Source organism: Bifidobacterium kimbladii (assembly GCF_032193675.1).
Lineage (GTDB): Bacteria > Actinomycetota > Actinomycetes > Actinomycetales > Bifidobacteriaceae > Bombiscardovia > Bombiscardovia kimbladii.
Window position 1 is genome coordinate 129,889 of the sequence record NZ_JASTZZ010000002.1, and the last position, 18,698, is coordinate 148,586.

General features: G+C 59.9%; 17 protein-coding genes. 11 read left to right on the forward strand and 6 right to left on the reverse strand.

What is annotated here, in order from left to right; genetic code table 11:
- Positions 1–786: 786 nt before the first annotated feature.
- On the reverse strand, positions 787–3,648 hold the full coding sequence (locus QRX41_RS03855; RefSeq protein WP_313838828.1) for a hypothetical protein: 2,862 nt from the start codon (positions 3,646–3,648) through the stop codon (positions 787–789).
- 71 nt (positions 3,649–3,719) lie between these two features.
- Between QRX41_RS03855 and QRX41_RS03860 the strand changes: the two genes are divergently transcribed.
- Positions 3,720–4,022 carry a hypothetical protein gene (locus QRX41_RS03860; protein WP_313838830.1) on the forward strand — a complete coding sequence of 101 codons (303 nt, stop codon included), beginning with the start codon at positions 3,720–3,722 and terminating at the stop codon, positions 4,020–4,022.
- A gap of 42 nt (positions 4,023–4,064) precedes the next feature.
- Here the strand turns inward: QRX41_RS03860 and QRX41_RS03865 are convergent, their stop codons facing one another.
- The 4 genes from QRX41_RS03865 to QRX41_RS03880 form a co-directional block, all read right to left on the reverse strand.
- The gene (locus QRX41_RS03865; RefSeq protein ID WP_313838831.1) at positions 4,065–6,752 is read right to left on the reverse strand and encodes a hypothetical protein; all 2,688 of its coding nucleotides are present in this window, start codon (positions 6,750–6,752) and stop codon (positions 4,065–4,067) included.
- 457 nt (positions 6,753–7,209) lie between these two features.
- Entirely contained in the window at positions 7,210–7,896 is a 687-nt protein-coding gene (rdgB, locus tag QRX41_RS03870; protein WP_313838833.1) for an RdgB/HAM1 family non-canonical purine NTP pyrophosphatase, read from the reverse strand.
- A 36-nt stretch (positions 7,897–7,932) separates the two neighbouring features.
- Positions 7,933–8,697 carry a ribonuclease PH gene (gene rph, locus QRX41_RS03875; RefSeq protein ID WP_313838835.1) on the reverse strand — a complete coding sequence of 255 codons (765 nt, stop codon included), beginning with the start codon at positions 8,695–8,697 and terminating at the stop codon, positions 7,933–7,935.
- A 66-nt stretch (positions 8,698–8,763) separates the two neighbouring features.
- Positions 8,764–9,402 carry a Pr6Pr family membrane protein gene (locus QRX41_RS03880; protein ID WP_033511228.1) on the reverse strand — a complete coding sequence of 213 codons (639 nt, stop codon included), beginning with the start codon at positions 9,400–9,402 and terminating at the stop codon, positions 8,764–8,766.
- A gap of 106 nt (positions 9,403–9,508) precedes the next feature.
- Between QRX41_RS03880 and QRX41_RS03885 the strand changes: the two genes are divergently transcribed.
- Positions 9,509–10,855: a nicotinate phosphoribosyltransferase gene (locus QRX41_RS03885; RefSeq protein WP_313838841.1), complete on the forward strand. Its 1,347-nt coding sequence runs from the start codon at positions 9,509–9,511 to the stop codon at positions 10,853–10,855.
- Positions 10,855–11,874 carry an aldo/keto reductase gene (locus QRX41_RS03890; protein ID WP_313838842.1) on the forward strand — a complete coding sequence of 340 codons (1,020 nt, stop codon included), beginning with the start codon at positions 10,855–10,857 and terminating at the stop codon, positions 11,872–11,874. Before QRX41_RS03885 ends, QRX41_RS03890 begins: the two co-directional genes overlap by 1 nt.
- A 25-nt stretch (positions 11,875–11,899) precedes the next feature.
- Here QRX41_RS03890 and QRX41_RS03895 read toward each other — a convergent pair whose 3' ends face one another.
- Positions 11,900–12,211 carry a DUF3039 domain-containing protein gene (locus QRX41_RS03895; protein ID WP_024627652.1) on the reverse strand — a complete coding sequence of 104 codons (312 nt, stop codon included), beginning with the start codon at positions 12,209–12,211 and terminating at the stop codon, positions 11,900–11,902.
- A gap of 62 nt (positions 12,212–12,273) precedes the next feature.
- Between QRX41_RS03895 and coaD the strand changes: the two genes are divergently transcribed.
- The 8 genes from coaD (at position 12,274) to QRX41_RS03935 (ending at position 18,669) form a co-directional block, all read left to right on the forward strand.
- The gene (gene coaD, locus QRX41_RS03900; RefSeq protein WP_045923959.1) at positions 12,274–12,783 is read left to right on the forward strand and encodes a pantetheine-phosphate adenylyltransferase; all 510 of its coding nucleotides are present in this window, start codon (positions 12,274–12,276) and stop codon (positions 12,781–12,783) included.
- Entirely contained in the window at positions 12,780–13,472 is a 693-nt protein-coding gene (locus QRX41_RS03905) for an SPFH domain-containing protein (RefSeq protein ID WP_313838845.1), read from the forward strand. The genes coaD and QRX41_RS03905 overlap by 4 nt, the downstream gene beginning before the upstream one ends.
- Positions 13,469–14,089 (forward strand): YceD family protein, encoded by a 621-nt coding sequence (locus tag QRX41_RS03910; RefSeq protein ID WP_144085334.1) that lies wholly within the window; start codon positions 13,469–13,471, stop codon positions 14,087–14,089. Before QRX41_RS03905 ends, QRX41_RS03910 begins: the two co-directional genes overlap by 4 nt.
- Positions 14,090–14,153: 64 nt before the next feature.
- On the forward strand, positions 14,154–14,348 hold the full coding sequence (gene rpmF / locus QRX41_RS03915; RefSeq protein WP_015021378.1) for a 50S ribosomal protein L32: 195 nt from the start codon (positions 14,154–14,156) through the stop codon (positions 14,346–14,348).
- Positions 14,349–14,490: 142 nt separating this feature from the next.
- Positions 14,491–15,252 carry a ribonuclease III gene (gene rnc / locus QRX41_RS03920; protein WP_313838848.1) on the forward strand — a complete coding sequence of 254 codons (762 nt, stop codon included), beginning with the start codon at positions 14,491–14,493 and terminating at the stop codon, positions 15,250–15,252.
- A 217-nt stretch (positions 15,253–15,469) separates the two neighbouring features.
- Positions 15,470–17,410 carry an acetolactate synthase large subunit gene (locus tag QRX41_RS03925; RefSeq protein WP_198189623.1) on the forward strand — a complete coding sequence of 647 codons (1,941 nt, stop codon included), beginning with the start codon at positions 15,470–15,472 and terminating at the stop codon, positions 17,408–17,410.
- Positions 17,411–17,424: 14 nt separating this feature from the next.
- Positions 17,425–17,979 (forward strand): acetolactate synthase small subunit, encoded by a 555-nt coding sequence (ilvN, locus tag QRX41_RS03930; RefSeq protein ID WP_015021375.1) that lies wholly within the window; start codon positions 17,425–17,427, stop codon positions 17,977–17,979.
- 30 nt (positions 17,980–18,009) lie between these two features.
- The gene (locus tag QRX41_RS03935) at positions 18,010–18,669 is read left to right on the forward strand and encodes a sugar O-acetyltransferase (RefSeq protein ID WP_313838850.1); all 660 of its coding nucleotides are present in this window, start codon (positions 18,010–18,012) and stop codon (positions 18,667–18,669) included.
- The last annotated feature ends 29 nt before the right edge of the window (positions 18,670–18,698 follow it).

Here is an 18,698-nt window from a genome sequence, read left to right on the forward strand (position 1 = left end):
TCCTCATTTTCCGCCCATTGCTCAGCACCGCCAGTGGGGTCGTTGGGATTTGTTGAAATAGTATTCAGGTACCGAATCCGGGTATAGTGGGACGGACTTTGCGCTCCTTCATATTGATATGCGAAAGACAGATTGCACTTTACTGAATCATAGGGAGAAGTATCACGCATCGGAACGCATTGCGGATTGAAATCGTTATGTCTCACGCGCAGTATGAAGTCCATGCGCAGCTCATCCTGGTATGAATCAATCTTGTCATTGTAGGCCAACATCTTATAGAGCAGAGGCTTCCTGCTGGCCGTCCCGCCCTGCCCATCGATGGCATTGGCCTGATTGGCCGAAAGCGCGCTCAGCCCTAGCGGAACAACCATGGCCAGCGTCGCCAAAAGGGTTATCAAAACAGCCACTATAGGGCGATCCACATGCCGTGGACCCTCATTGACCCCTTCTTGCAATCGGTTCAACACGCTACCCCCCACACCTCAATGCAACCATCTCCAGAATCAGATGGACTGCACGCTTGATTGGTCCCCGGTGCAGGCCACGAAACCCTGGAGCACAAGTACCGTATCCTCACTTATGGCATCTTCTTGTCCCCTTTACATGCTTTAAGAGTACCGAGACTGAAAGCGTGATCTGGGATTCAGAAAGGGTGTTTCGCGACCGTCCACCATCTTGACTAAGGACAGTCTGAATTAGGGGTAGGGGTTACTGGCAACGGCAGGGCCCCCACTCATCCTCTCAACTTCATGGGGCGGGGGCGGGTCCTGTCTGATGCTGCCGGGGTCAGTGCCGGCTTTCCTGCCTGTTCCTCAGGCAGGCCACGAAGCCGGCCAGACCGAGGGCTATCAGCAGCAGGATTTTGAGCACGGAAAGCGGCCATCCGCCAGTAAGAGGCAAAGCCGAGTTGGAAGGACGGAACTCCAACGCGTGCGACACCGAGGCCGACTGGTTCCCGCCCTGGAACCGACCCTGCGCATCAGGGCCCTCGGCATCATCCGAAAGCACCTGAGCAGAGAACCGCCCCTGATTGATGCCCTCAGGCGGGGTCGCCTGCCATGAACCCTGATCCCCCACAACGACATCCGTGCCGCTGCCGCCGGGCCAGGTCACATGCACCATGGTCCCCTTGGTCTCAGGAACCTTCCTGTCCCCATCCACATACTTATAGGCTTTGCCTGCCACCTGGAAGACGTCGTACCGCTCCAAGGCCAACGCGGTGGGCGTCATGTCGACCTTCCGCTCGATGGATGCCGGGCCCGAACGGAGGTTCATCGGGTTGACCATTTCAATGCGGAAATCATACAGTTGCGTCTCGTCGCTGCCGTCGTAGCCGCTGAACCTGTCAGCAGGGATGTTCAGCGTCCAAGACCAGGTGGAAGCCGCCGTCTTGGTCAATCCCAGCGTAAGGCCCGTTGCGGAATCCGCGACGGAAGACGTGGTGCCGGCTGCTGCATCCCGCTGGAAGGTGTTGGCCGGAGTGGTCAGCAGGGGCGTCCAGTCCGAGGCGGTCTTCTGCTTCATCGAAACAGCCATGCTCGAATCCGTCATCCCCAGCCCTCCTGAGGACCAGGCAGTATATACAGGAGACACTTCACCCTTGAACACAACGACCGAATCCGCCGGCAGGCTCCCGTTGACCGTATGAGGCACAGTGACCGAGAGTTTGCTCGCATCCGGCACGTTCTCACTCGAAACGAAATAGGCCGTCCCGATGTTCGAGAAGTAGGAGGTCAAACCGAATCCGGAGATAGACTCGATCACCCAGGCATGGTAACGCCTGTAGCCGCTGTACTTGTTGCCTTGGCCCGGCGACGAATACAGCTTGTTGGTGTCCTGTATCTGCCAGGACCCTCCCTGCTTGCTCTTGGGATCGACCTGGCATTCAACTTCGCCCAGCCTGAACCCCCACGTGTCCGCGGTTTTCACCAGGTCATCGCCATTCGTGCCCTGCCCCTCCGCAATCGGATTGGCTGGGTCCTCGCCGTAGAGAACAACCTTGTTGGGACGCGCGGAATCCTTTGAAGGCGTGCACTCACCACTGACCACCGGATCAAGCTTCGACGTATACACACTGCCCGAGGCATCCAGAGCGCTGCCGGCATCGTTCTCAATCTTCGTGATCGTTGGATCATCGGGGCGAGGCACATCATACTTATAAAAGGCACTATTGATCGTCCAGCCCGCTGAAATATTCCGTTCTATATCCGAGCTGTTCATGCCGTCACGTATACCGACGAGGCCCTTCTGATCAGGGTTGTACACTTCAGGGCTGACGGTACAAGCGCTGCCGTCCCGGTTCGTGGTGACAGGCCAGGTGACCATCTTGAAATAGCCGTCAAGATCCTGCTTCTCCTTGGCCTCCTTGAAATCAATCCCGCCATCAGCCTTCTGGGCAGGCATAGGCTGGCCGTTCTTGTCAGTGGCAAACATCTCATTGGGATTATCCGGCTGTTTGGGCAAGTTGAAAGCCGAATACTTACTGACTTGGGCCGCCTTGCTGGTCGTGGAAGTCGCCGTATTGGGAGACGGCTGCTGGCCTGTCACCAGAACCGGCTCAGGGGTCAGCTCATCAACTGGCACCCACTCGCTATCCTTCAGAGCCACCCACTGGTAATAGTAGGAATTGGTCTCAGAACATATGCCATCAGGGTTAGCTTTGGTACTGCCGCGCACATTGAGCCAGTACACAAAGAACGACCGTGCCGGAGCTGTTCCCGGAGCAGTGCCGGCGATTGGCCCAGTAGCATTGCTCTTGTAGTCAGGAAAACCGTAATCGGTTACCATGCCCCAGTTAGCCTGATTGCCTCCGTAGAGATTTGGGTTGCTGTTCCAACCAACCCAAGAATACGGGCCGCTGCACTGAAGATCAGCACCCGTGCCAAGGCATTCTTGCATATATAGGGTGAAGTTCTTGTCGTTCGCCGCTAAAGTTGAAGTAATGTTGGATACCCTGTCCGGCGCATTGATCATGGTGTCAGGGTCAAAATTGCGACAATTATCGATTCCGCTAGACCAACTCCACGAGTTGCTAGGGCGCAGGCAGGACAGTGCATCGTCCTGTTTACCAACGACTGCGTAGATATTCACCGGCTCGTTGGCACCACCAGGTTGGTAATATGACGCATCAGCAGAATTCTTCAGCGCCAGATCACCCTCAATGGAAATGGTCAGATAGTCATATAAACCGGAGTTTATTATGGTGTGCACGGTGAAGTACTCATCTTGATTTTGCGCCCACTTGTAGGCTCCGGACCAGGGCTGATCCGAGGATGATGCTGAGGCTATGGTGTTCAGATACTTTATTCTGCGATAAAAGGAAGTGTCATCTGACCCCTTGTACTGATAGACAAAGGCCAGATTACAATTGCCCTTGGTATCGGCACCAGAAGTGGCGTCGGCGCAAGAAGGGTCAAACTCGTTGTGTTTTACCCGCAGGATGAAGTCCATGCGCAGCTCATCCTGATAGGAATCAATCTTGTTGTTGTAGCCCAACATCCTATAGAGTTTGGGCTTCCTGCTGGCCGTTTCGTCCTGCCCATCAATGGCGTTGGCCTGATTGGCCGACAAAGCGCTCAGCCCCAGCGGAACAACCATGGCCAGCGTCGCCAGAAGGGTTACCAGAACGGCAATTATCGGACGGTTCACACCTTGTGAACCCTTAGCGCCCCGTTCTTGCAAACGCTTCAATACAATACCCCCCAAACCACAATGAAATCATGCTCCAGAACAAATCAAGTCTGCTTTTGACCTACCCCCAATTAAGGCAACTGCACATAGAGCACAACAATGCATATAAATTTTCTTTGCCTTTTCAAGGCTACAGAAATGAAGGGCAAAATCTGGGATTCAAATCGGGTGTTTTGCGGCGGTTCAAGTTCTCGACCATGCAGGACCAGCACCCAGCTGGTAAGAAGCAATATGTTGTCTTCTTCGGGTCGTTCCGGATTGGGGGCGAATACTGCCTTGGCAACGGCAGCAACACGGGAATTAAAAAACAGGGCCCGCGCTCATCTCCATGAAATTGTAAGGATGAGAGCGGTCCCTGTCTTATACGACCGAGGTCAGTGCCGGCTTTCCTGCCTGTTCCTCAGGCAGGCCACGAACCCCACCAGGCCCAATGCCATCAGCAGCAGGATCCTGAGCACGGAAAGCGGCCAACCGCCGGTAAGAGGCAGGGAGGAGGTCGAAGGACGGAAGTCCAGCTCATGCGACACCGAGGCCGACTGGTTCCCGCCCTGGAACCGACCCTGCGCATCAGGGCCCTCGGCATCATCCGAAAGCACCTGAGCAGAGAACTGCCCCTGATTGACGCCCTCAGGCGGGGTCGCCTGCCATGAACCCTGATCTCCCACTGCGACATCAGTGCTGCTATTGGTCTTGCCGGGCCAGGTTATATGGACCAGGGTGCCTTTGGTCTCAGGAACCTTCGTGTTTCCATTGACATACTTATAGGCCCTGCCCGCTACCTGGAAGACGTCATGGCGGTCAATGGTCAGTGTGGTGGGCGTCATGTCGATCTTCCGCTCGATGGACGCTGGGTCTGAATGAATGTTCATCGGGTTGATCATCTCAACATGGAAAGTATAGGTCTGCGTTTCGTCGTCACCGTTGTAACCGGTGAACTTGTCAGCAGGGATATTCAGCGACCAGGACCAGGTGGAAGCCTCCGTCTTGGTCAGGTTCAGCGCGAGACCTGATGTGGGGTCAGTGACGGAAGGAGCAGCGCCGACCGTCGCATCCCTCTGGAAGGTGTTGGCCGGAGTGGTCAACAGGGGCGTCCAGTCCGAGGCAGCATTCTGCTTCATCGAAATAGCCATCCTGGAATCAGTCATCCCCAGCCCGCCCGACGACCAGGCCGTATACACAGGCGACACCTCACCCTTGAACGTGACGACCACATTCGACGGCAGATTCCCATTGACGGTATGAGGCACAGTCACCGAGAACTTGCTCGCATCCGGCACGCTCTCACCGGAGACGAAATAAGCCGTGCCAATATTCGAGAAGTAGGAGGTCAGGCCGAACCCAGAGGTTGTTTCGGTCACCCAGGCGTGATAGCGCCTGTACCCGTCGAATTTGTTGCCAGGGTCTGGTGATGGGTATTGCTTATTGGTGTCCTGTATCTGCCAGGAGCCTCCTTGTTTGCTGCCAGTGTCGGCCTTGCACTCAGCCTCGCCCAGCTTGAATCCCCAAGTGTCCGCAGATTTTACCAGATCGTCATTGTTTGCACCCTGACCATCGTTAAAGGGTTTGCTGGGATCCTCACCGTAGAGCGTCACAACATTCGGATGCGCACTGTTTTTGGAAGGAGTGCACTCACCGCTGACCACCGGATCAAGCTTGCCGGTATAGACGCTTCCCGAAGCATCCAGGGCGCCGTCAGCACCATTCTCAATCTTGGTGATCGTCGGATCATCGGGACGAGGCACATCGTACTTATAGAAGGCGGTATTAATGGTCCAACCCGAGTCCAAATTCTGGCTCTTCTGCGAAGCATCCATATCATCTGTTATGCCCGCAAGACCTTTGCGCATGGGGTTGTATACTTCGGGATTGACGTTGCAGTTGTTGTCGGTGCCGGTGTCATTCAAGTTCTTGGTCACAGGCCAGGTAACCATTTTGAAGTAGCCGTCAAGATCCTGGTCTTCCTTGGCCTTCTTGAAGTCAATGGAGCCATCAGCATTCTGAGCGGGCATAGGCTGGCCGTTCTTGTCCGTGGCAAACATCTCATTGGAATTATTCGGTTTTTTAGGCAAATTAAAGGCCGAATAAGAGTCAGCCGTGCCTTGGGTCCCATTAGTAGTAGTTAGCGTGTTCGGGCTCGGCTTCTGACCCTCCACCAGGATCGGCTCAGGGGTCAGATCATCGACAGGCACCCATTGGCTGTCTTTGAGGCCTACCCATTGATAGTAGTATGACGTGGTCTCGGAGCATATGCCCTTGCCGACATTGCCTCCACGAGGGTTTTCCCAATACACGAAGAAGGAGCGGGGCGGCGCCACCCCGGGCCCAACAGCATTGATTCCATGATCAGAATCGGCAGGAAGACCATAGTCAGTCACCAGGCCCCAATTAGACTGATGCTTCAGATAAAGATCCGGGTTGTTGTCCCAACCTATCCAGGAATAGGGACCGCTGCACCTGAGATCAGGGCTTTTAGAATCAGAACTGGCGTCATAGCAATCCCCCATATACAGCTTCATGCTCTTGCCCTGTTTGGCCAAATCATCCATGATGTTGGCTGACCTATCTTGCAGATTGCTCATCGTATTAGGGTCAAAGTGGTCACAATCATTGGTCCCATAAGCCCAGGAGCCGCCGTTGCAAGACAGTGCGTCCTTCTGTTGCCCTACGATCGCATAGACAGTCAGGGGCTCTACGTGGCCGCCGGCTTGGAAATATGGAGCAATCTCAGCCTTCGGCAGATAATTTTTTATATCACCAGCATTATTCAAGAGATCCATATCGCCTTCAATGGAAACTACCAGGAAATCATACAAACCTGAATTGATCACCTTATGAACCGTGAAAAACTCATCCTGGTTTTTTGCCCATTGCTCAGCACCGGTAGAGGTGTCGTCCGATGCAATAGTGTTGAGATACTTTACTCGGCGATAATGTGCTGGATTACGTGTTCCGTTATACTGATATATAAAGGATAAGTTGCAAGAACCAGTGGTATCAGCGCTGCCTGTTTTCACACAATCCGGTTTGAACTCACCATGTGCCACGCGCAGGATGAAGTCCATGCGCAGCTCATCCTGATACGAATCGTTCTTGTCGTTGTAAGCCAACATCGTGTAGAGCAGGGGTTTCCTGTTGGCTGTTTCGTCCTGTCCATCGATGGCGTTGGCCTGATTGGCCGAAAGCGCGCTCAGTCCCAGCGGAACAACCATGGCCAGCGTCGCAAGAAGAGTTACCAGAACGGCAATGATCGAACGGCTTACGTGCAGTGATCCCTTATTGTTCCGTTCTTGCAATCGCTTCAATACGAAACCCCCAAATCCCGATAGAATCGTGCGCTATGCCTAATAGACTTTGCTTTTGGTTATCCCCAATACCGCCGACTCTATCACAGAGATAAAATAATCTCTTCCTGGCGATTGCTTTACATGCTTCAGGCGCACTGGCACCTCATGGCATGATTATCGATATTTCGTGACCGTCCACCGCACTGGATCTATGAAGTGAATCTATAAAGATTTATCAGCCTCTGCTATGGCCATCGCCCAGCACCCAGTTGACGAGAATCGGCATGATGGCCGCCAGGGCCTTGCCCCTGTGCGAAATGGCGTTCTTTTCATCCGCGGTCATTTCCGCCGAGGTCAGCGGCAGCTGGCCGCTGGCGCGCCCAGGCTGATCGCGGGGCACGAAGATCGGATCGTAGCCGAACCCGTTGTCCCCTCGTGCCTGGCGGATGACGCTTCCGGGCATCTCGCCGATCCTGGTCACCTGATGCCCCCGGACGGCATACCCCGGCACATCCGGAACGACCAAGGCGGCAGCACAGACAAACCGCCCTCCCCTGTGATTATCGGGAATGTCGTTCAGCTGGTTCAGCAAGAGGTCCAAGTTGGCCTGGTCGTCGCCATGGCGGCCGCTCCACCTTGCCGAAAGGATCCCCGGGGCAGAGCCCATCACATCAACGACCAGCCCCGAGTCGTCCGCCAGCGCGGGCAGACCGGACTCACGGGCGGCCTGCCCAGCCTTGAGAAGAGCGTTCTCCTGAAACGTGGTGCCGGTCTCTACCGGATCGGGCAGGCCCAACTGGCCGGCCGAAACCAGCTCGATCCTCTGACCCTCAACGGACAGGAAACCGTCGAGGATGCGACGAAGCTCACGCAGTTTGCCCTCGTTGTGCGTGGCCACAACCACTTTTCTGGCCTGCCCCATACCGATCCTCCTCGCTGAAATGCCTGCCCCTGGGCGTCAGTCAGATGCCAGAGCCTTGCGCTGAGCGGCCTGAAGCTCCTTGTTCCCCTTGGTCGCCAGATCCAGCAAGAGGCCGAGCTCCTGACGGGTGAGTGGGCGATGCTCCGCTGTTCCCTGTACCTCTATGAAGTCGCCGGCGCCGGTCATCGACACGTTCATATCGGTCATGGCCCTGCTGTCCTCCAGATAAGGAAGGTCGAGCATGGGCTTGCCATCGATGATGCCCACCGAGACGGCCGAGACGCAATCCTTGGTCACCTTGTCGGCACTGCGGATGTGATGGTGGTCCTGGGCCCATCGGAGGGCATCGACCATGGCCACATAGGCGCCGGTGACCGAGGCTGTACGGGTGCCGCCATCGGCCTGAAGGACATCGCAGTCAAGCTGGATCTGATTCTCGCCCAAGGCCTTCATATCCACCACGCCACGCAGGCAACGGCCTATCAGCCGGCTGATCTCCTGGGTGCGGCCACCGACCTTTCCTCGGACTGACTCGCGTGCAGTCCGGTCGCTGGTGGCCCTGGGGAGCATGGCGTACTCGGCCGTGACCCAGCCCAGGCCGGAGTCCTTGCGCCAACGGGGCAGCGTCGGCGTGAAGGAGGCCGTGCACATGACCCGGGTCTTGCCGCACTCGATCAGCACCGATCCCTCGGGGGCCTCCGTCCAATGCCTGGTGATGACGACCGGTCGCAACTCATCAGCCGCCCTGCCGTCAGGCCGCAGTACGGCACCCTCCTGGAGCATGTCCTTGATAGCAACCATCAGTGATGATCCTTTCCCGTTCCGCCCAGGCTCCCCTGGTCTGGTCCCTATTATTCCGTCAACCGTCTACCGATCGATGGTCAGCGGTGTCTTGGCCGGCAGAATGCGATCAATCAGGAAGATGACCAGCGACAGGGCGAAGAAGACGACCAGGTACTCAGCCATGTTGACCGTCAACTGGGCCCATCCCAAGTGCCCGAGATCCAAGAAGGCATAGGGATAAGGGTTACCGCCCGCCTCCGGTCCCGAATGGGGCCAGATGGCGGCCCTGATCAGCACAAAGGCTACGTAGAAGGGGAAATAGATCAGCCAGGTCAGCACGTTGTGCCAGTGGAAACGACGATGAGGGTCGAACAAGAGGAAGTCCACCGATGCCAGGATGGGGCTGATGACGTGAATCATCCATGTGGTCCGGATGCCCAGGACCAGCTGGTAGTCCGTGCTGTTCAGCCCCAGAACCAGGATGGCCACCAGCCCGGTGATGACGATGTAGAGCGTCAGACATCCTTTGAGCCAGGCGGGAGGCTGGATGCCCTTGAGCAGGGTGGCCGCTCCGGCCCAGAGCATGACCAGACCCAGGGCGATATTGGTCTGGAAAGTAAAATAGACCCACTTGTTGCCGATTCCCAGCAGCCAGGCCTCGTAGGTGCCGCCCAGGCAGAAAAAGGCGATCAGCAATCGGTAGATGCCCACGACGAATCTCATGCGGATCAGCTTAGCCCGACCTTGGGAGGGCAGGGCGAGCCAGTAGGTCGGCAGAGGATTAGACTGGGGGCCAACCAAGGGCTTTTCCACCCACAAAGGGGAAGATATGAACGCTGAAAACAATAGCAAGGACACCGGAACCTCTACGGCTCTGATGACCGACATGTATGAATACACCATGCTGGATGCCGCCTTGCAGGACGGTACGGCCGGACGACGATCCGTCTTCGAGGTCTACACCCGACACCTGCCGGCGGGGCGCCGATACGGAGTGGTGGCAGGCACTGGGCGGATTCTGGATGCGCTGGAGGATTTCCACCTAAGCGAAGACGAGCTTCGCTTCCTGTCCGACCGTCACATCGTCAGCCAGACCGCCATCGACTGGCTGGAGCACTTCCGCTTCACCGGGACCATCCGCGGCTACCGGGAGGGCGAGATATTCTTCCCCGACTCCCCCTTACTGCAGGTCGAAGGCAGCTTCGGCGAGTGCACCCTGCTGGAGACCCTGATCCTGTCCATACTCAATTACGACTCCGCTGTAGCCTCGGCAGCCTCCCGTATGGTCACCGCGGCCAAGGGCCGGCCCTGCATGGACATGGGCGCGCGCCGGGCCAACGAATACGCAGCCGTGGCGGCGGCCAGAGCGGCCATAGTCGGCGGATTCCAAGGGACCTCAAACCTGCTGGCGGCCAAGCGATACGGCTTCAAGGCCATCGGAACCGCAGCCCACTCCTTCACCCTCCTTCATGACAACGAGCGCGAGGCCTTCCAGGGGCAGATCCAGGCCCTGGGCAAGGGGACCACCCTGCTGACCGACACCTACTCCATCGAGGAGGCCGTCAGGACAGCCGTCGAGGTGGCCGGACCTGAACTCGGCGGGGTCCGCATCGACTCCGGAGACCTGGGCTCGCTGGCCCAGCAGGTCCGCGCCCAGCTGGACTCCTTGGGAGCCACCAAAGCCACCATCACCGTCACCAATGATCTGGACGAGTATGCCATCGCCTCCCTGCAGGATGCCCCGGTGGACTCCTACGGGGTGGGCACCATGCTGGTCACCGGTTCGGGAGCCCCCACCTGCGCCATGGTCTACAAGCTGACCGAGCGCGAGAACTCCGACGGGGTCATGCAGGCCGTCGCCAAGAAGTCGGTGGGCAAGGCCTCGGTGCCGGGACGCAAGCTGGCCTACCGCTCTTATCACAACGGGGTGGCCGATGCCGAGCACGTCATCTCGGGCGCTGAGGATGCGCTGGCAGCCTTTACGCCTGAGCAGGACTGGCGGGATCTGCTGGTCACCTACGTGGACCATGGCCAAAGCAGGCCAGAGTTCCAGGGTGAGCAGGCAGTCCTGGATGCCCGGGAGCACCGGGCCAAGGCCCTGGAGGAGATGCCCATCAACGCACTCAGCCTGATGAAGGGCGAACCGGTCCTACCCACCTTAGTGAGGAGCATCTGATGAACACGCAATCCGAAACCTACCAGCCCGACCCGAGCCGGTACGATGCCACAACCTACCGGCCCTGTGGCGACAGCGGCCTGAAACTGCCACCCATCTGCCTGGGCTGCTGGCACAACTTCGGCGACACCACGCCCCTGGATCGTATGCAGGAGCTATGCACGACAGCCTTCGACCACGGCATCACCCACTTTGACCTGGCCGACAACTACGGCCCTGAACCGGGCTCCGCCGAGCGCAACATGGGGATCATCCTGCGCCGGTGCTTCAGCCGCCACCGCCAGGAGCTGGTCATCTCCACCAAGGCCGGCTATGAAATGTGGCCTGGCCCTTACGGAAACCTCGGCTCACGCAAGCATCTGCTGTCCGGACTGGATCAGAGCCTGAAACGGCTGGGACTTGACTATGTGGACATCTTCTATCACCACCGCCCCGACCCGGACACGCCTCTTGAAGAGACCATGGGCGCTTTGGCCCAGGCGGTCACCAGCGGCAAGGCCCTCTACCTGGGACTGTCCAACTACGACGGGCCGACCATGGCACGGGCTGCGGCCATCCTGACCGAGATGCACGTCCCCTTCGTCATCAACCAGAACCGCTACTCCATCTTCGACAGAACCATCGAGGACAACGGGCTCAAAGAGGCCGTGATGAAAGAGAAGAAGGGACTGATCACCTTCAGCCCGCTGGCCCAGGGGCTGCTGACCGATCGCTACCTGCACGGGATTCCCGAGGACAGCCGGATTCGGGCCGACGGCCGTTTCCTCAAGGAATCTGCACTGACCCCCCGGCGGCTGAAGCAAATTCAGGATTTGAACGAGATGGCCCACCAACGCGGCCAGAGTCTGGCAGAAATGGCCTTGGCCTGGCTGCTCAGGGACCCAGCTGTCACCTCAGTGCTCATCGGCGCCTCCAAGCCCGAGCAGATCCTGGACAATCTCAAGGCCGTCCAGTCGGCCGACTTCAGCCAGGAAGAACTGGAGATGATCGACCGGATCGCCTTGGACAAGCAGTCCTGAAGCAGCCTGGACCGTTCAGTAGCGCTCAGTGGCTGCCGCCGGTCATCTGCTCGTAGATGCGCTTGCAGTCCGGGCAGACCGGGTACTGGGAGGGATCGTGCTTGGGCACCCAGACCTTGCCGCAGAGGGCCACGACCGGTCGGCCGGTCAGCTTGGACTCGGCGATGCGCTCACGGGAGACGTAGTGGGCGAACCTGTCGGCATCGCCTTGATCGTTCAGCCGGGTTTTCTCGGCGGTCTCAGTGTCCGGACGGTCCAGCACGGCCGTGCCAGTGCCCTGGTCGGGGTTCTGCTCCCGCTCCGGATCCTCCATGCGAATGCTCTTGCTTGCAGTCATGACATCCATGGTACGGCGGCGAGCTGCACGTTCGCTCCCTATGACGCGCTACGCTGAGAATCATGACTATCGCTGTATGCCCTGGCTCATACGATCCGGTCACCTCCGGCCACATGGATGTGATCGAACGCTGCGCCTGCTTCTTCGAGACGGTCCACGTGGTTGTGGCCGTCAACGCTGCCAAGACCCCCATGTTCAGCGAACAGGAGCGGGTGGCCATGATCCGCCGGGCCCTGGACGAGGACGGATACCCGAACATCACCGTAGCCTCTACCGATGGCCTGATCACCGACTACTGCCGCAAGGTGGGGGCCTCAGTCATCGTCAAGGGACTCAGGCAGAACGGGGACTATGAGGCCGAGCTGGGCATGGCCCTGGTCAATCGCAAGCTGTCCGGGGTGGAAACGCTCTTCCTGCCTGCCGATCCGGTGCGGGAGCACATTTCCAGCACCATCGTCAAGGACGTGGCCAGACATGGAGGAGACATCACCGGCATGGTCCCCGACAGCGTCGTGGATGCACTGATAGACACCTTGCACAGGGACACACCGCACACGGAAAAGAGCCAATGATGAACGAGCAGACCCAGGAAAGGGACGATGACGAGCCTATCGACGACTCGACCAGAGCGAGCGCTCCCAGGTCCGCAGTCGACATGAAGGACCTGCCCGACCTGCAGGAGGATCGAAACGAGAGCGGGAACCCGCGATCGGAATTCACCACCGTCTATGACATTATCGATCGGATCCAGGCCATGCTTGATGAGGCCAAGGCCCCCATTTTCAGTCCGGGACTGGTCAAGGTTGACCGAGACGAGCTGACCGACGACCTCAACGAGCTCAAGAAAATGCTGCCAGTGCAGCTGGAGCGGGCCTCGGCGCTCATGAGGGAGGCGGAGCGTCGGCTGAATACGGCGCAGACCCAGGCCAACGCCACCATGTCCGACGCCCAGAGCCGGGCTGCAGACATCGTCAAGGAGGCCGGCGAGCAGGCCCGCTTCTTGGCAGGCCAGGAGAATGTGGTGGCTATAGCCCGGCAGAAGGCCCAGACCATCATCGACACGGCCCAGGCCCAGGCGGACCGCCTGGTGCAGGGGGCCGATGGGTATGCCGCCCAGGTCATGGGTGAGCTTGACACCCAGCTGGGCAAGATGAGCCAGGATGTGCGTGCCGGCCTGGAGGTTCTCCACCAGCGTGAGCAGGAGGCAGCGCGTAGCATGAACGCGTCAGCCTCGGATCAGGGAAAGGAGACACAGGGATGAGCAGACCGGAGGATTCCCCCTGGGCGGTTTCAGTGGCCCAGGTGTCAACGCGGGCAGGGCAGAGCACCCGGGTGGACCGCGATTTTCCAGCTCCGGAGGGCATCGGCGACCAGGTAGTGGGCATCCCGGCAGGAACACCCGTGCATGTGGAGGGCGACATCGACTCCCTGGTGGATGGACTCTTGTTGCAGGCCCACATCAGCGTACCGCTGAAGACCGAATGCACGCGCTGCCTGAGGCCTGTGGATACCAGCATCCAGGACGATCCGGTGGTCTTCTTCCCCTACAAGGATCCCGAACCGGAGCCAACCCATGGCAAGGAGGAGATTCTGGCCGAGCAGGAGGAGGCCAGCGGCCAGACCTATCCTCTGGCCAGCGGGGGCGCTTTCATGGACTTGGAAGCCCTGCTGCGTGACACCCTGGTGGAGGCCCTGCCCCTGCAACCCCTGTGCCGACCCGACTGCCGAGGCCTGTGCCCCCAGTGCGGCATGGATCTGAACGACCATCCCGATCACCACCACGAGATAATGGACGACCGCTGGGCGGCCCTGGAGGGACTCAAGCAGCGTCTGGAGCAGGAGGAGAACCCCGGCAACAACGGCCAGGCTGGCGAATGACCGGAGGTTGCGGTAGACTGCTCTACGCTTAAGCTCGAAGTATTCGATCGAAACAGAGGACAATATGGCACTGCCAAAGTACAAGACCTCGCGCGCCAACACCCATTCCCGGCGCGCCAACTGGAAGACCCAGGCCGCCGCTACGGTGACCTGCCCCAACTGCGGGGCTCCTGCGCTGCCGCACATGGCATGCCCCAGCTGCGGCATGTACCGCGGGCGCGTCTACCGCGACGCCATTCGTTCGCAGTTCAGCAAGTGAGCCGATAAGCGATCGACACGCAATGAGAGAACCCCGGCCATCGACGGGTGGCAGGGGTTTTTCCATATCATCAGACGGCAAGGCCGAGAAAGCGAGAGGGGCCATGCAGACAGGGCACTCCAGGAAGGATCAGGAAGACCATATGCAGCAGGAGGAACAGGAACAGGCGAATCCCGGCAACCAGGCGGCTGAGGAGCTCTTCCAGGCCTTGGGCGGCAGGATCAGCCCGGAGCTGCTGGTACACGCTCTGACCCATCGCTCCTTCGCCCATGAGCACCCGGGCATGCCCAACAACGAACGGCTGGAGTTCCTGGGCGACGCGGTTCTGGAATTAGTGGCCACCGAGACCCTATACCAGGTTCACCCGGACATGACTGAAGGCCAGCTGGCCAAGATGCGGGCCAAGGCGGTCTCCGAGGAGGCCCTGTCGGCCATCGCCCGGGAGAAACTGCACCTGGGGCGGTATATTCTTCTGGGCCGGGGAGAGAGCGAAAACGGCGGGGCCGACAAGGACTCCATACTCTGCGACACCGTCGAATCGTTGATCGGATCGGTCTTTGTGGAGCACGGCATCGAGGGGGCCAGGACCACCGTCCATACCCTTCTTGACGACACCCTGGCCGAGGTGGCCACCGAGGGGCCGGCACTGGATTGGAAGACCTCAATCACCGTCAAGGCCCACCAGCTGGGATTGGGCGAGCCCCGGTACGCTATGACGGTCTCCGGGCCGGAATACGCCCAGGTCTTCACCGCCGAACTGCGCCTGGAGGACGGCGGGACCGTGATCGGCAAGGGCCAGGCCAGCAGCAAGCGGAAGGCCCAGCTGGCTGCTGCCGCCCAAGGGTGGAATCGGCTGGACGACCAGGATCTGCTTGCGACTCTGCGCGCCGAGCAATCAGCCTGAAGTTCCTGTCGGAATTCCGGCATGCGGTACTGCGCCAACGCCCCGACCAGACCCCTGTTTAGACTATGGGCATAACCCGGAGGCACGCCGTCACGAACAGCACAGGTGCCTCCTCCTGATCGGGAATCGTCCGCCCACCCCGCCGACGCTCCGACAGGTTCGTATTTCGACATGCACGGCCGCAGGTCGGCGCGCAGTCTGGAGGTCGAGAGGAAACATGAGTCTGCCGACACCTCTGCAAGCATTCAGCTCGGTACCCAAGAACTGGGACCATGACGACAAGGATGTCCCCGCCCAGGGCGAGCCCATGACGGGAGCCCAGGCGCTGATTCGGTCCCTGGAGGATCTGGGGGTCACCCAGGTCTTCGGCGTTCCAGGAGGGGCCATTCTGCCCGCCTACGACGCCATCGACGAGCAGGTGCGCTTCAACTTCACACTGACCCGTCACGAGCAGGCCGCCGGCCACGCAGCCGAGGGCTACGCCGTCTCCACGGGCAAGGTAGGGGTCTGCCTGGTGACCTCCGGACCCGGAGCCACCAACATGGTCACCCCCATAGCCGATGCCATGATGGACTCGGTTCCCCTGGTAGTGGTGACCGGCCAGGTGGGCGTGGATTCCATCGGCACCGACGCCTTTCAGGAGGCCGACATCGTGGGCATCACCTACCCGGTGGCCAAACACTCCTATCTGGTGACCAAGGCCCAGGACATCCCCCGGGTCATGACCGAGGCCTACCACATCGCCCGCTCAGGAAGGCCCGGCCCGGTGGTGGTGGACCTGAGCAAGACGGCCCAGAACGGCAAAATGCTTTACTCCTGGCCCCAGGAGATGATCCTGCCCGGCTACAACCCGGTGACGCGGGCCCACGGGCACGTCCTGGACGATGCCGCCCGGCTCCTGGTCCAGTCGCACAGACCAGTCCTCTATGTAGGCGGCGGCGCCGTCCGGTCCGACGCGCGTCGGCAGGTCCAGGAACTCGTGCGAGCTACCGGTGCCCCCATGGTCACCACCCTGCCGGCGCGAGGCATCGTGCCTGATTCCGACCCAGCTGTTCTGGGAATGCCTGGCATGCACGGCACGGTGGCGGCCAACGGGGCCATCCAGCACTCCGACCTGCTGGTGGCCGTGGGCACACGCTTCGACGACCGGGTGACCGGCAGCCTGGAGGACTTCGCACCAGTGGCCCGGGTCATCCACATCGACATCGACCCGGCCGAGATCGGCAAAAACCGGCAGGCGGACGTACCCATCGTCGGGGACGTGGGCCAGGTGCTTGACGACCTGATCCCGGCGCTTAAGGCGGCCCAACGCACCTGGGGCAAGCCCGACCTCAAGCCCTGGTGGCGACTGATCGACGGTTGGCGGCATGACTACCCCACCACCTTTGAGCCCAGCCCGGACGGCACCCTAGCCCCCCAGTGGGTGGTCCAGACCCTGAGCAACAAGGCCGATCCGGATACCATCTGGGTGTCCGGCGTGGGCCAGCACCAGATGTGGGCCAGCCAGTTCATCGACTTTGAACGCACACGCTCCTGGGTCTCCTCCTGCGGGCTGGGGACCATGGGCTACGGTCTGCCCGCCGCGATAGGAACAGCCATCGGCACCAGGGAAGAGGAGGATCCGCGGCCCGTCTGGCTGATCGACGGGGACGGCTCCTTCCAGATGACCTCTGAGGAGCTGGCCACGGCCGGGCAGGCGGGACTGCCCATCCGCATCGCCATACTCAACAACTCGGTCTACGGCATGGTCCGTCAGTGGCAGACCCTCTTCTACGGCAGCCACTACTCCCAGACCAACCTGGAGGACGGCGGCGCCAAGCCCACAGACGGCAACGGCATCCCCGACTTCGTCAAACTGGCCGAGGCCTATGGCTGCCTGGGACTGCGGGCCTTTACCCAGGAACAGGCCCTGGAGGCCATCGATAAGGCCAACGCAGTGACCGACCGACCGGTCCTGATCGACTTCCGCGTCTGGAAGGATGCCATGGTATGGCCCATGGTCCCGGCAGGCGCCTCCAACGACACCATCATCTACAAGCCGGGCGTGCAGCCCCTGGCCGGCATCCGTCCGGAGCAGGAGCAGCCCGAGCCGCATGAGCAGACCGGAGCCGACCGGGCAGCCATGGCCAGCGACGCCGCCGGTCGCATGAACAAGTAGGAAAGGGGTACCACATGGCCAATTATCCAGCATCCAAGCCCGGTTCCGAACGGCACACCCTTTCCGTCCTGGTCGAGAACCGCCCCGGCGTCCTGGCCAGGGTGGCCGGCCTGTTCGCCCGGCGCGCCTTCAACATCAACTCCCTGTCCGTCTCGTCCACTGAGCGAGACGACATCTCCCGGATCACGGTCACAGCAGATGTGGAAGCCGTCCCTCTGGAACAGATCATCAAGCAGCTCAACAAGCTCCTGCATGTCCTCAAGATCGTCGAACTCAAGGGCGACGAGGCCGTGGAACGCGAACTGGTCATGATCAAGGTCAAAGCCAACGAACGCAACCGCTCCGATGTGCTGGAGATCGTCAAACTCTTCCGCGTGCGCGTGGTTGACGTCCATCCCGAGTCCCTGACCATCGAGGCCACCGGGGCCGAGGGCAAACTCGAGGCCCTGCTGCGGCTGCTGCGACCCTTTGGCATCATCGAGCTGGTCCGGTCGGGTGCCGTGGCCGTCACCCGGGGACCCCGGGCCCTGAGCGAGAAGGTGCTGGGCTCCCAGATCACCGGCCGCTGACTCATCCTGTAATCATGGAAGGTGGTGCGCATGACTGACGATGTGACGGCGGGAATGAGCCGGACCGGCCGAATCGAATGGAAGCGGATGGTATCCGGTCAGGTCTATCAGGACACCCATCCCGACATCGATCGCCAGAGGGAACGGGCCGAGAACCTCTTCTTGGAATACAACAGGATTGGCCCCGGACAGAAGCAGGAACGCCGACGGATTCTGGAAGCCCTGCTGGGCCAGGTAGGGCAGGATGTCGTCATCAATCCGGACTTCAGATGCGAAGTCGGGTGCAACATACGAGTCGGCAGCCAGACGCTGATCAATTATGGGGCCGTCATGCTGGACAACGCTCCGATCACCATAGGCAGGAACGTGTGGATAGGCCCCGGCGCAGGGCTCTTCTGCACCAACCATGCCCTGGACTATGAAGAGCGAAAGGCTGGCGCCTGCCAGGCCCGACCCATCAAAATCTGCCAGGGAGCCTGGCTGGGCGGCCACGTAGTCGTCCTGGGAGGAGTGCGGATTGGCCGTGGAGCCGTCATCGGAGCGGGGTCTATCGTCACCCATGACATACCGGATCAGGTAGTTGCGGTCGGCAACCCCTGCACCGTCCTGCGACCTATCACCGATGCGGACAGAACTGGCTATCTAGACAGAATTCGTCAGCGGGACCAGGAAAACAGCCAGGACCAATAACCCCTGAAAGCCCAGAGCTCATTCCATCC

Excerpts from the sequence above, each read along its gene's own strand:
- QRX41_RS03880 (WP_033511228.1), bottom strand. The coding sequence starts at position 9,402 with ATGAGATTCGTCGTGGGCATCTACCGATTGCTGATCGCCTTTTTCTGC.
- QRX41_RS03910 (WP_144085334.1), top strand. The coding sequence starts at position 13,469 with ATGAGCAGACCGGAGGATTCCCCCTGGGCGGTTTCAGTGGCCCAGGTG.
- QRX41_RS03885 (WP_313838841.1), top strand. The coding sequence starts at position 9,509 with ATGAACGCTGAAAACAATAGCAAGGACACCGGAACCTCTACGGCTCTG.
- QRX41_RS03890 (WP_313838842.1), top strand. The coding sequence starts at position 10,855 with ATGAACACGCAATCCGAAACCTACCAGCCCGACCCGAGCCGGTACGAT.
- rpmF (WP_015021378.1), top strand. The coding sequence starts at position 14,154 with ATGGCACTGCCAAAGTACAAGACCTCGCGCGCCAACACCCATTCCCGG.
- coaD (WP_045923959.1), top strand. The coding sequence starts at position 12,274 with ATGACTATCGCTGTATGCCCTGGCTCATACGATCCGGTCACCTCCGGC.
- QRX41_RS03860 (WP_313838830.1), top strand. The coding sequence starts at position 3,720 with ATGCTCCAGAACAAATCAAGTCTGCTTTTGACCTACCCCCAATTAAGG.
- rnc (WP_313838848.1), top strand. The coding sequence starts at position 14,491 with ATGCAGCAGGAGGAACAGGAACAGGCGAATCCCGGCAACCAGGCGGCT.
- QRX41_RS03865 (WP_313838831.1), bottom strand. The coding sequence starts at position 6,752 with ATGGACTTCATCCTGCGCGTGGCACATGGTGAGTTCAAACCGGATTGT.
- rph (WP_313838835.1), bottom strand. The coding sequence starts at position 8,697 with ATGGTTGCTATCAAGGACATGCTCCAGGAGGGTGCCGTACTGCGGCCT.
- rdgB (WP_313838833.1), bottom strand. The coding sequence starts at position 7,896 with ATGGGGCAGGCCAGAAAAGTGGTTGTGGCCACGCACAACGAGGGCAAA.
- QRX41_RS03925 (WP_198189623.1), top strand. The coding sequence starts at position 15,470 with ATGAGTCTGCCGACACCTCTGCAAGCATTCAGCTCGGTACCCAAGAAC.
- QRX41_RS03895 (WP_024627652.1), bottom strand. The coding sequence starts at position 12,211 with ATGACTGCAAGCAAGAGCATTCGCATGGAGGATCCGGAGCGGGAGCAG.
- ilvN (WP_015021375.1), top strand. The coding sequence starts at position 17,425 with ATGGCCAATTATCCAGCATCCAAGCCCGGTTCCGAACGGCACACCCTT.
- QRX41_RS03905 (WP_313838845.1), top strand. The coding sequence starts at position 12,780 with ATGATGAACGAGCAGACCCAGGAAAGGGACGATGACGAGCCTATCGAC.
- QRX41_RS03935 (WP_313838850.1), top strand. The coding sequence starts at position 18,010 with ATGACTGACGATGTGACGGCGGGAATGAGCCGGACCGGCCGAATCGAA.